Source organism: Acinetobacter dispersus (assembly GCF_009884975.1).
Taxonomy (GTDB): domain Bacteria; phylum Pseudomonadota; class Gammaproteobacteria; order Pseudomonadales; family Moraxellaceae; genus Acinetobacter; species Acinetobacter dispersus.
On record NZ_CP041970.1, the window covers coordinates 694,934 to 706,818 of the forward strand.

The following is an 11,885-nucleotide window of genomic DNA, read 5'->3' on the forward strand; positions in this document are numbered from 1 at the left end:
TGCTCCATCTCTTTTTTAATAAGCAAACATCAATAACAGTCTAAAGAGACCTGCAATGATGGCGAGTGCAAAAAAACCAACTAACCATAAGATTATAAACCATTGCGTTTGGCTTAAATGCAGAGATTTAATTTTCATGCAAAGCTGCTCCTTAGTGGTAGCCTGTATCTCCAACCCGTACTTTATCTCTAAACACCCAGTACGACAGAATGGTATAGGCGATAATGATCGGTATCAGAATCACAGCGCCAACTAGTGCAAATTTCTGACTAGAATGCGGTGCTGCTGCTTCCCAAATCGTGACCGATGGTGGAATGATATTCGGCCAAAGGCTGATCACAAATCCAGTAAAGGCCAAGAACACGAGTGCCAAGGTATAGATAAAGGGCTTAAAATCATGACGCTCTTTACATGCTTTTAAAATCAAAAATGTAAAGAGTAAGACCAAGATGGGCACAGGACTAAAATACAGTAGATTAGGCAAGGCAAACCAACGTGCTGCAATTTCAGGATGGGTTAGTGGAGTATAGAGACTGACACCTGCAAAGACCACAAATAGCAGAATGATCAGCTTAGGCATCAGTGCATACATCTGATCTCGTAGCTCATGGTCGGTTTTCATAATCAACCAGCCACAACCGAGCGCTGCATACATGGCAACCACACCCAGTCCGGTAAATAAGGCGAAAGGAGTGAACCAATCCAAGCCTGAACCTGAGAAAATCCCATTGGTGGTTTGGATGCCTTGAATATAAGCACCTAAAATCACGCCTTGCAGGAAGCTAGACAGAATTGAACCCCAGATAAAAGCCTGATCCCATAAATGTTTGGTGCGATTCGCCTTAAAACGAAACTCAAAGGCAACGCCACGGAAAATCAATGCAATCACCATCAGGGTAATCGGCATATACAGTGCTGAAAGAACGGTTGAATACACCAGAGGAAAGGCTGCAAATAAACCTGCGCCACCGAGCACCATCCATGTTTCATTGCCATCCCAGACAGGCGCGACGGTATTCATCATCACATCTCGTTCTTCACGGCTTTTGATGAAAGGGAACAGAATTCCGATCCCGAGGTCGAAGCCATCCAAAATGACGTAGATCAACACACCCAATCCGATAATACCGACCCAAATCAGAGATAAATCAATCATGGCGATTCTCCTTGTTTGGGTCTTGCTGATCGATGCTTTCATCAACAGCACTCAATGGACGCATTGGGGTCTTGAAATGCCCATGGCCTGCTGGCTCAAGATCAATCGCTTCAATAAACTCAGGCCCTTTTTTCAGTAGTTTCAGCATGTAGTAAATACCGCTACCAAACACGATGGCATAGACCACCACGAAAATGATCAAACTGATACCGACTTGATCGGCAGTCACGGTATGCGACAAACCATCTTTGGTACGCATCACCCCATAAATCACCCAAGGTTGACGGCCTACTTCAGTCGTCACCCATCCAGCTAGTAAGGCGATATAGCCTGTAGGGCCCATGACAAAAGCGAATTTATGAAACCAAGATGAACCATAAAGTTTGCCTTTTTTGCGCAGCCATAAGGCAACGAAAGAGAGCAGTACCATTAACATGCCAAGTCCGACCATGACACGGAAACTCCAAAACACAATGGTTGAGTTTGGTCGGTCTTCTGGGGCAAAGTCTTTTAAGCCTTTGACTGTACCATCCATAGAATGAGTCAAAATCAGACTACCTAGATTTGGAATCGCAATCGCGTATTTGGTACGTTCCTCTTGCATGTCTGGAATGCCAAATAAGTACAGTGGCATACCTTCATCATAATTGGTCTCCCAATGACCTTCCATTGCAGCCAATTTTGCTGGCTGATGCTTCAAGGTATTTAAGCCATGATTATCACCAATCACCACTTGTAAACATGAAGTGACCAGCACCATCCATAGACCCATTGAAAATGATTTTTTGATCAGTTCATCACGACGACCTTTGATCAGATGCCATGCAGCAGTACCCACCACCAGTAAGGAAGACACTAAAAATGCCGCAGCGGCCATATGTGCAAAGCGATAAGGGAAGGAGGGATTAAATACGATCGCCCACCAATCGGTTGGAATAATGATGCCATTCTCGATCGTAAAACCTTGCGGTGTCTGCATCCAACTGTTGGAGGAGAGAATCCAGAACATGGAAATACAGGTGCCGATGGCAACCATCAAGGTGGCAAAGAAATGGGCTTTGGGGCTAACTCGTCCCCAACCAAACAGCATGATGCCCAAGAAGCCCGCTTCCAAGAAGAACGCACTCAATACTTCATAGGTGAGCAAAGGGCCAGTCACGCTTCCCGCAATACGGGAAAATTCGCTCCAGTTGGTACCAAACTGGTAGCTCATCACCACGCCAGATACCACACCCATCCCAAAGGCAACCGCAAAGATTTTGATCCAGAATTTGAATAAATCTTTATAAATCGGGTTTTGAGTACGCAACCATTTCCATTCCAGCATAGCAAGAAAACAGGCGAGACCAATTGAGGTGGCGGGAAAGATAATGTGAAATGAAACAGTAAATGCAAACTGTATTCGGGCTAATTCTAAAGCAGTGAGACCGAGATCCATATATCCTCTCCTATAACAGACCAGCAAAAGCAGTCGCTAGGAAAATGTGAAAGAACGGACTTAAATGTTTGAAAATAAGCAGAACCTGAAAAACTGTGGCTTGGATATTTAAAAGCGATTTAAGTTTTATTCATCATCCAATCTTCTGTTGTATATGAGTAGGTACAATTTCTTTTTGTTTTTTTATAACAGATGGGGTGTCCATAAATGATCTGTTATATTTTTTTAGCGAAACTCTGTAGCTATTCAGTTGTTTGTACCTGATTCAAAATAGCATCAAGCAACGATGCAGTGTGTTAAATATTGATCAAGCATTGTAAGTCGTTTGAATGACACTAATTCGGACTGAATGGCGTATGACTATGTTTATCACCAAAGAACTTAATGCGTTGACTCAGCTTTTTCAAAGCAAAGTCCCATCGCAAGCAGTACAACAACAGCTAGGTCTTGAATATGTAAATCTTGAAGCAACTTTATTAAGAGGTAAGGTGCTGAGAGATTTTTCTAAGGAGAAGGTCGCTTATATTGCTCAAGCTGAAATTGTGGAAAATGATAATAATCTCGCCTATTTATTTGCACCATTTATGATTGCCAATTTAAATCAGCCAGTGATTTATACCACGCCAGTCTCGTCTTCTGTACTTAAGATATTGAATCAATACTATCAAGCTGAGAAAAGTGTCAATCTTAAAATCGAAGATGTCATCCACAGCCTCAAGCTGTATATCGAGCTGGTCGATGATGCAAAAGCAGAGCAAGATTTTCTGTTCCGTTGTTTAGTCAAGGCACTGTGTCGTACAGATGTTTTTCATATTTTTTTGGTCACGCATTTATCGTTAGATCAGCAACAGATTCAGATCCTAGAAGAGTATTTTGATGTAAAAATTGATGTGATTGATGCTGATCGTAGGCCAAGCATGCTCAATGATGAATTGATTAATACGCGCAAGCTGCTATTTAAAAACAAAGATGAAGCACACAAAAGCTTATGTACTTTGTTTTCCAGTCTTAATGCAAATCTAGTCGCGAAGATTGGTCAGTTTAGCCCAGCCCAAGCGGCCCATTTAATCGAGGATATGTTCTATTCGGAACATATTTTTGAAAAGTTATCGGTCTATGCCGAATACATGCAAACCCGTATTCAAAATGGCGCTAGTTTTAAGGCTTTATCCACCATGTAATTGTTATGAATTAAATTTTAGTCTTTCAATAGGAGCAGAGCTCATGTCTCAACAGCAATCAAAATTCCCATACCTGGCGGTTGGAATCAGTATTTTATTGGGTTGTTTATTCTTAGTCTTTTTCTTTCTGGCTGTGAGTAATCAACCCGATTATATGCCATCACAACAGAAGCAGAATGCGGCCCATGTACAATCAACAGTTCAATCAAATAAATAACTATTTTTTAATCCGAAGCTTGTTTTTTTCTCTCTTACTGGTGATTTTGAGCACTTGCCAGTAAGTTTTTTTAATGCTAAAGCTTGGCTTATTGGGATGCCAACGAAAAAGCTAATAGCGACGTGGAGAGGTTCCAGTCCAGCGTTTAAAAGCACGAGAGAAATTTTTGGTGTTGGTATAGCCAAGATGAGCTGCAATATTTTCAAGTGATAAATTTGGATTTTTGAGTAGTTGGATGGCTTTTTCACATCTTACTTTATCGACCAATGTTCTAAAATTTGTGCCTTCACTTTCCAGTTTTCGTTGCAAGGCTCGTTCAGACATTTGAACTTTCTTTAAGATTTCAGTTAAAGGGCTTATTCCCATCGCCTCATCATAGATCAAATCTTGCAAAGTACTGCTAAAACTATTTTGTTTTAATAACTTACGTAGCTGTGATTTACATTCCTCTCGTGCCAGACGCTCTGCAATAGCATCAGAATGCAGTAAAGGAAGATCTAATATTTCTCTTTTAAATTCTAAACGGGTAGAGGGGCGATTAAATCGCACTTCCCCAGGAATTAACGGCAGCAACTTATCAAAATAATCAGGTTTACTAAATTGTACATCGGCAAAACCAGTCAATTCTTGCCCTGAAATATTTTTCCCCATCTGTGCAAAACCAAGCAATAACGCAATTTGAATAACTTCATCCAAATAATAGGCTTCGGTCTGTTCAAAGATAATGACTGCATGCGTATCGACAACATCAAGTTTGATGGTGTGAATACTGGATTGAAGTGAAATAAACTCCTGCGCAATATTGAGTGCTTGTTTTACATCTTGTGCGAGCATGGCTGCCATCCCCATTAAACCATGGCAGGTAATGGTCATTTGCATACCTAGATAAAAACCAAATTCGAGTGCAGGAACTTGAGTCAGTTCAAGTGCCCGTCGTAGGATTGACATCACAATTTTTGCATCAGCTCGCCATAAAGGCTGCACCAATTGCTCTTGAGTGAAGCCTGAGTTGCTGAGTAGTTCATCCGCTGATATATCCCAACGTGATACCACATCAACCATGAGCGCAATATAAGTGCCAGGTACTGTTCTTTCGAATTGTTTATTTAAGGGCATAACAGGGATCGTCGGAAAATGATACTAAAATGGCTTACTGGGAACTATTACAACATTTTTTTTTATTTAAAAATAGGCACATTAACACTGAGGCAAAGCTTTAATGTTTCAGCATTAACTGTTACTGAGCGTGTTTAAATCGTTTAAAAATAATACTAGGACCCGTAATGAAAAAAGGAATTTTGATTACAGCCTTTCTCACTGCATTTTCAACCACAACACAAGCAAAAGTTGATATCTGTGTATTCGATTTATTGGGCAAGGCAGGTGAGTCTTACAAAATTGTAGAAGAATGGGCGTTGGCTGCAAAGGCTTGGCAAGCGGATTTGAATCTCATTGCATACCAAGACGAAGCCAAAGCCCAAAATGATTTTGAAGCAGGCAAATGTGATGGGGTATCGATGACTTCGATGCGAGCACGTAAATACAATAAATTTGCAGGATCGATTGATGCATTAGGAGCGATCACCAGTAATTCGATTGCCCAGAAAGCTATTACTTATGTATTAGATCCTCGGAATAAACATCGTCTGGTGACAAACATCAATGATGGTGAGTTTGAGGTGGCTGCCATCGCTCAAATTGGTTTGGCTTATGTTTTTGTGAGAGATAAAACCATTAATACCATTGAGAAAGGTAAAGGCAAAAAATTCGCCTATTTACATTATGACCAAGCTCAAAAAATGATTGTAGATCGATTGGAATTGGTGGGTGTACCTTCAGAAATTTCTGATTTTGCGAAAAAATTTAATAACAAGCAAGTTGATGTGATTGCGGCTCCTGCATATGCCTATAAACCCTTAGAAATTGCCAAAGGTTTGGGGAGTAATGGCGCAATGTTTAATTTTCCAGTGATCAATTTAACTGGTGACATCATTATCCGTCCTGAAAAATTTCCAGTTGGTTTTGGTCTGAAATCTCGTGCTTGGGCCACCAAGCAATTGCCTAAAAACTTTGCCACGATTGCACGTTTAGAAGCTGAAATTCCTGAAAAGTACAAACAGAGTCTTTCTGCTGAAGATAAGCGTCGTTACCAACAGATGCTTCGCGATGGCCGAATTGAATTAACCAAACTGGGTGTCTATGACCCCGTCATGATGGGTGTACTAAAGCGTGCACGATGTACGGTGGAACGAACCAATTTTGAATGTTCATTGAGTGGTGAATAGCGCAGTTATTCACTGAGCTTATTCAAATATTAACGATGTGATAAATGAAGGTTGTAAAGTTGAGGTCAATATGAATGCCATTCCCCATCATCATAAACTGGTTGCTCGGCCTGTAAAGTTTGATTTTTCTAACTCTCCTGTGCAATGGCTTCCTAATGATCCTGTATGCTCACATTTAATCAATGGGATTAACTTGATTTTACCCGCGGGAGAATTTTGGTTCTGTCGTGTTTATAACAAGGCCTTACCTTATGTAAAAGATCCTATTCTCATGGATGATGTAAAAGGTTTTATTCGACAAGAAGCAACTCATGCACGTGCGCATCAAGGTGCTCAGGAATTTCTGAAACAGCATGATTACGATCTGGAACCCGCTTTCAAAAAGATCAACTGGATCTTTGGTATTTTGCTCGGTGAAAGTCCTTTAGGCATTAAACAATTGGAAATAAAGCCATTAGAGCATTTCTGGTTAATTACACGAATAGGGGTAGTTGCTGCCATTGAACATTTCACGGGTGTGCTTGGGCAATGGTGTATGGACAATAAATCATGGGACAAAGCTGATCCAGTTATTGCCGACATGTTCCGCTGGCATTTGGCAGAGGAAGTCGAACATCGTTGTGTTGCATTTGATTTATTTAAGGAAATACTGCCAAATCCGATTCTCTTTTATCTTTATCGTCAGTTCTTAATGGCATTGGTTTTCCCGATTTTTATTTATGTATTGGCAGATGTTGGTCGACATTTAGGTAAACAAGACCCAGATCCAGCTGTACAAAAGATTGCACATAAGAGTTTATTTGGCATTTTATCTACCTATAACAAACAAGCCAAAGCAACAGATAATGGACCGACATTGACGTTTATAACCAAAGCAACAATTCGTTGGATTTCACCTAAGTTTCATCCAGAAACGGAAGGGAATACCCAACAAGCTTTAGATTATTTGGCACGATCACCTGCCGTTCAAGCATTGAAATAGGGACTGTAATTATAATTTTTTATGATTCAGTATTTTTAAATAACGATGATTTTGAATCGTTATAAATAAGAAGGCACATCGAGTGTCTTATGAGGAAAACAAACATAAGGTTTGTAAAAGGATGGACATATGAAAAAAATCGCATTAGCTATCGTAACAACTTCAATGTTGAGTGTCTCAGCTTCAACTCAAGCAGCGATTGATGTTTGTGTTTTTGATATTTTAGGTAAGTCTGGTGAGGCTTATAAAATGATGCAAGACTGGGCATTGGCAGCCAAAGGCTGGGGTGCAGATATCAACCTATTGGCGATCACAGATGAACAGGTCGCTGACAATAATTTTAAAGCAGGGAAATGTGCGGGCGTGGCAATGACTTCAATGCGTGCCCGTCCATACAATAAATTTGTAGGTTCAATTGATTCTTTAGGGGGTGTACCCAATGACGAGATTGCAAAACGAGCCATTACCTTTGTATCTGATCCGCGTAACGCAGCGAAAATGACCACTAATCTTGGTGGCAATAAATATGAAGTAGTTGGAATTTCCCCTTTAGGTTCAGCTTATATCTTTGTTCGTGACAAAAGTATTAATTCAATTGAAAAAGCCGCAGGTAAAAAGTTTGCAGTATTGGGTTATGACGATGCACAAAAATTGATTGTACAACGTGTTGGTGCGCAAGCTGTACTTTCTGATATTTCCAACTTTGCTGCTAAATTTAACAATGGTCAGGTCGATATGATTGGCGCACCAGCTTATGCATATAAACCTTTGGAACTTAGCAAAGGTTTAGGCAGCAATGGAGTCATGTACAATTTTCCTGTATTACAAGTCACTGCAAACGTGGTCATTCGGCCTGAAAAATTCCCTGCTGGTTTTGGGCAAAAATCCCGTGATTGGTCGGTTAAGCAACTACCGAAAATATTTGCAACCATTAAGCGTTTAGAAGCCGAGATTCCTGCAAAATATAAGATGAATTTGACCCCTGAAGATAAATTAAAATATCAAAAAATGATGCGTGATGGGCGTATTGAATTGACTCAACGTGGGATTTATGACGCAAGTATGATGTCTGTATTAAAGAAAGCGCGTTGCTCAGTGGATAAAGCCAACTTTGAGTGTGCTTTGGCAGGAGAGTAATTTAATAATTTTTATCAAATGATCAATAAAGCCTAGATCATCTAGGCTTTATTTTTGATGTCAAAAAATACAGGCATAAGACAAATCAAGAATAGAAAAGAAGCAAAATTCATGTTAATCCTATCTGTAGCCAATGTTAAAAATAGCTCAGATGAGGGCAGCGTGATGGATAACTCAGAACAACCCATTCATAAGCAAGAAAATACCAGTTTTGCAAGAATTGAACCCTATACCCAACCTGCGGGTGGATGGGGCGCATTGCTGAGCGTTGCCCGAAACCTAAAAAGGCAAGATATTTTAAAAAAAGGTTCAATCACCTTACTTAATATTAATCAGCCGACTGGTTTTGACTGTCCGGGCTGTGCATGGCCTGAGAAAAAGGATGCGCATGCCTTTAACTTCTGTGAAAACGGTGCTAAGGCTGTGGCTTTCGAAGCAACTAGTAAAACGGTAACACCTGAATTTTTTGCACAGCATACCGTGAGCTGGCTCGCTGAACAGAATGATTTCTATCTGGAAGATTTGGGCCGTTTAACTGACCCGATGCGTTATGACCCTGTGTCAGATAAATATGTGCCGATTTCTTGGGATGAAGCCTTCCAGTTGATTGCCAAACATCTACAAGCACTCGATCATCCTGATCAGGCTGCTTTTTATACTTCTGGTCGTGCCAGCAATGAAGCGGCTTTTTTGTACCAATTATTTGTCCGCAGCTTCGGCACCAATAATTTTCCAGATTGTTCCAATATGTGCCACGAAACCACCAGTGTTGGCTTAAAAGATGCGATTGGTTTAGGTAAAGGGACGGTCATTTTGGATGATTTCGATCAAGCAGATGCCATTTTTAGCTTTGGGCATAATCCAGGCACCAACCATCCAAGGATGTTGGCAACCTTAAGAGAAGTCTCTCGAAGAGGCGGTAATATTGTTGCCATTAACCCAATCAAGGAGCGCGGACTGGAACGTTTCCAAGATCCGCAAGCGCCGTTAGAAATGATGACCAATGGCAGTACCCCAATTAGTCGTTATTATTTCCAACCCAAAATTGGTGGTGACTATGCGCTGATGTTTGGGGTGATGAAGCATTTATTGGAGTGGGATAAAAAGGCACTCGCGAAAGGAAAAGCAAGCGTTTTTGATCGTAGCTTCATAGAAATGAATACCATTGGTTTTGATGAGATGCTGGCTGAGATTGATGGTACAGCATGGTCTGAAATTCATAAACATACTGGACTTTCACCTGAGCATTTAGAATCGATTGCCAAGATGTATCTGGATGCAAAAACCGCTATTTTCTGTTGGGGGATGGGAATTACCCAACACCGTCATGGTACAGCCAATATTCATATGTTGGCGAACCTGATGCTGGCACGGGGACATATCGGTCGTCCGGGAGCTGGCCTTTGTCCAGTACGTGGGCACAGTAATGTGCAGGGCGACCGAACCATGGGGATTAATGAAAACCCAAGTGATAAGTTACTTGATAGTATTGATCGGGTATTTGGTATCAAGTCGCCACGTAAACATGGCTTTGGCGTTGTCGATACCATCAAGGCGATGTATGAAGGTGATGTAAAAGTCTTTATTGGTTTGGGTGGGAACTTTGCAGTTGCAACCCCTGATACACCTTATACTCAAGAGGCATTACGCCGTTGTAATTTAACCGTCAATATTACTACCAAGTTGAATCGTAGCCATCTGGTCTGTGGCAAAGATGCGTTGATGCTACCGTGTCTAGGGCGTACTGAAGTTGATATGCAAGTGCATGGTGCACAAGCGATTTCAGTAGAAGATTCGATGTCGAATGTGCATCTTTCAGCAGGACGTAATCCACCGATCTCTGAAAATATCTTGTCTGAACCCGATATTGTGGCGCGTATGGCGGAAGCAGCGTTGCCTGAGACTAAGGTGAAATGGCGTTGGTATATCGAAAGTTATGACCGTATCCGTGATTCGATTGCCGAGGTTTTGATGAATTTCATGATTTCAATCAACGAGTTTATCAACCAAGTGGTTTCCATTTAGAACATCCTGCCAATCAGCATGTGTGGAATACACCAAGTGGTAAAGCCCAGTTTTTGATTACACCACTGGCCGAAGTTTACGAAGATAAAGAAAACCAATATGCAGCCGCTTATAGTGAACAGCAGGTTTATACCTTGATGACCACTCGTTCGCATGACCAGTACAACACCACTTTATATGGTTTGGATGACCGTTATCGCGGTGTATTCGGGCAACGCCGAGTGTTGTTTATGAATCAAGCAGATATTGATGCAGCAGGATTTGAAGCAGACCAATGGGTCGATATTGAGAGTGTATTCTCGGATGGTGTGAAACGGATTGTACATAGTTTCCGTATTGTGCCGTATAACATTCCGCAAGGCAGTCTGGCAGCGTATTATCCAGAAACCAATCCATTGGTGGCTTTGGGTAGCCATGATAAATACGCCAAAATTCCAGCGTCAAAAAGCATTCCTGTGATTTTGCATGCAGGTAATGCACCAGCACATTTTAATTTGAATGTTGAAGTTGACCCTGAGCATGCCAATGAACGTGTCAGTAACGTATAGCTTATAGGAATCTATTTTTTCGAATCAGTGATGCAAATGAGGTAAGTGTGGATACAAAAACACGAGGTTATGAAACGATGCAAGTGCATCGTTTCCATCGCGATGTCTCTGAAAATGAACTGGATTATATTGTCCAAGAGTATCCTGTTGCCTTAATTTATAATGGTATTTCACATGCCGTGATGATGGCAACACCATCGGATATTGAGGTCTTTGCCAAAGGTTTTAGTCTCTCGGAAGGGATATTACAAAGTTTAAGCGAGCTATATTCACTCGAGATTCGTCAAAATGAACTGGGGGTTGAAGTAGATATGACCATTTCATCCCGTGCTTTCATGGCTTTAAAAGAGCATCGACGTATGATGGTTGGTCGTACAGGTTGTGGCTTATGTGGCATTGAAAGTCTAAAGCAACTCTATGCAAATCTACCTGCGGTCAGTACCCATGTTTCTTCAATATGGTTAAGCCAAATTCCTAATGCAATTGCACAATTAAAAGTCAGACAAAAAATCAGTGAACTCACTGGTGGAGCACACGCCGCAGCATGGGTCGTGAAAGGGCAAATCGTAGCGTTATTTGAAGATGTTGGTCGGCACAATGCCTTGGATAAATTATTGGGTTACTTGGCTGAACAGAAAATGAATGTTGCAGATGGTTTTGTAGTAATGACCAGTCGTGCCAGTTATGAGCTGATTCGTAAATGTGCGCAATATAATATTGGTCTCTTGGCGACTATTTCTGCACCCACCAGTATGGCGATTGAGATGGCAAAACAATTGAATCTTACATTAGCCAGTTTTTGCCGTGGTGAGAGCTTTGTTTTATATACGCAATAATAGTAAAAATTTGTGATTTGTCTGATCTCTAATGCATTGATTTGTGTAGGATATGAGCATTAAGTTTTTTTATTCCCAAA

The 11,885-nt window shown here is 41.0% G+C and carries 10 protein-coding genes and 1 pseudogene; 7 read left to right on the top strand and 4 right to left on the bottom strand.

Annotated elements, in window-relative coordinates; genetic code table 11:
- Positions 1–15: 15 nt before the first annotated feature.
- The 3 genes from FPL17_RS19055 to FPL17_RS02900 are packed head-to-tail and all read right to left on the bottom strand — an operon-like array spanning position 16 to position 2,594.
- Entirely contained in the window at positions 16–138 is a 123-nt protein-coding gene (locus FPL17_RS19055; protein ID WP_005154018.1) for a hypothetical protein, read from the bottom strand.
- Positions 139–151: 13 nt separating this feature from the next.
- Complete coding sequence (gene cydB / locus FPL17_RS02895) at positions 152–1,156, bottom strand: cytochrome d ubiquinol oxidase subunit II (protein WP_159883102.1); 1,005 nt, start codon at positions 1,154–1,156, stop codon at positions 152–154.
- Positions 1,149–2,594: a cytochrome ubiquinol oxidase subunit I gene (locus tag FPL17_RS02900; RefSeq protein ID WP_159883104.1), complete on the bottom strand. Its 1,446-nt coding sequence runs from the start codon at positions 2,592–2,594 to the stop codon at positions 1,149–1,151. Before FPL17_RS02900 ends, cydB begins: the two co-directional genes overlap by 8 nt.
- Before the next feature lie 362 nt (positions 2,595–2,956).
- Here FPL17_RS02900 and FPL17_RS02905 point away from each other — a divergent pair, with 362 nt between their 5' ends.
- Both FPL17_RS02905 and FPL17_RS18710 read left to right on the top strand, forming a co-directional pair.
- Positions 2,957–3,775 carry a hypothetical protein gene (locus FPL17_RS02905; protein ID WP_216070855.1) on the top strand — a complete coding sequence of 273 codons (819 nt, stop codon included), beginning with the start codon at positions 2,957–2,959 and terminating at the stop codon, positions 3,773–3,775.
- A 43-nt stretch (positions 3,776–3,818) separates the two neighbouring features.
- Positions 3,819–3,992: a cbb3-type cytochrome oxidase assembly protein gene (locus tag FPL17_RS18710; RefSeq protein ID WP_005204510.1), complete on the top strand. Its 174-nt coding sequence runs from the start codon at positions 3,819–3,821 to the stop codon at positions 3,990–3,992.
- 111 nt (positions 3,993–4,103) lie between these two features.
- Here the strand turns inward: FPL17_RS18710 and FPL17_RS02910 are convergent, their stop codons facing one another.
- Entirely contained in the window at positions 4,104–5,108 is a 1,005-nt protein-coding gene (locus FPL17_RS02910) for a helix-turn-helix domain-containing protein (RefSeq protein ID WP_159883106.1), read from the bottom strand.
- Between the two features lie 167 nt (positions 5,109–5,275).
- On the opposite strand from FPL17_RS02910, the gene FPL17_RS02915 reads away from it, so the two are divergent.
- From FPL17_RS02915 to fdhD, 5 genes and pseudogenes are all read left to right on the top strand, one after another.
- On the top strand, positions 5,276–6,277 hold the full coding sequence (locus tag FPL17_RS02915; RefSeq protein ID WP_159883108.1) for a putative solute-binding protein: 1,002 nt from the start codon (positions 5,276–5,278) through the stop codon (positions 6,275–6,277).
- A 70-nt stretch (positions 6,278–6,347) separates the two neighbouring features.
- Positions 6,348–7,259 (top strand): metal-dependent hydrolase, encoded by a 912-nt coding sequence (locus tag FPL17_RS02920; RefSeq protein WP_159883110.1) that lies wholly within the window; start codon positions 6,348–6,350, stop codon positions 7,257–7,259.
- A gap of 129 nt (positions 7,260–7,388) precedes the next feature.
- The gene (locus tag FPL17_RS02925; RefSeq protein ID WP_159883112.1) at positions 7,389–8,396 is read left to right on the top strand and encodes a putative solute-binding protein; all 1,008 of its coding nucleotides are present in this window, start codon (positions 7,389–7,391) and stop codon (positions 8,394–8,396) included.
- A 165-nt stretch (positions 8,397–8,561) separates the two neighbouring features.
- Positions 8,562–10,969: pseudogene (locus FPL17_RS02930) on the top strand (FdhF/YdeP family oxidoreductase).
- A gap of 47 nt (positions 10,970–11,016) precedes the next feature.
- On the top strand, positions 11,017–11,805 hold the full coding sequence (gene fdhD / locus FPL17_RS02935; protein WP_159883114.1) for a formate dehydrogenase accessory sulfurtransferase FdhD: 789 nt from the start codon (positions 11,017–11,019) through the stop codon (positions 11,803–11,805).
- The last annotated feature ends 80 nt before the right edge of the window (positions 11,806–11,885 follow it).

Coding starts and splice junctions, on each gene's coding strand:
- FPL17_RS02905 (WP_216070855.1), top strand. CDS start 2,957: ATGTTTATCACCAAAGAACTTAATGCGTTGACTCAGCTTTTTCAAAGC.
- FPL17_RS02900 (WP_159883104.1), bottom strand. CDS start 2,594: ATGGATCTCGGTCTCACTGCTTTAGAATTAGCCCGAATACAGTTTGCA.
- FPL17_RS19055 (WP_005154018.1), bottom strand. CDS start 138: ATGAAAATTAAATCTCTGCATTTAAGCCAAACGCAATGGTTTATAATC.
- FPL17_RS18710 (WP_005204510.1), top strand. CDS start 3,819: ATGTCTCAACAGCAATCAAAATTCCCATACCTGGCGGTTGGAATCAGT.
- FPL17_RS02920 (WP_159883110.1), top strand. CDS start 6,348: ATGAATGCCATTCCCCATCATCATAAACTGGTTGCTCGGCCTGTAAAG.
- FPL17_RS02915 (WP_159883108.1), top strand. CDS start 5,276: ATGAAAAAAGGAATTTTGATTACAGCCTTTCTCACTGCATTTTCAACC.
- FPL17_RS02925 (WP_159883112.1), top strand. CDS start 7,389: ATGAAAAAAATCGCATTAGCTATCGTAACAACTTCAATGTTGAGTGTC.
- cydB (WP_159883102.1), bottom strand. CDS start 1,156: ATGATTGATTTATCTCTGATTTGGGTCGGTATTATCGGATTGGGTGTG.
- FPL17_RS02910 (WP_159883106.1), bottom strand. CDS start 5,108: ATGCCCTTAAATAAACAATTCGAAAGAACAGTACCTGGCACTTATATT.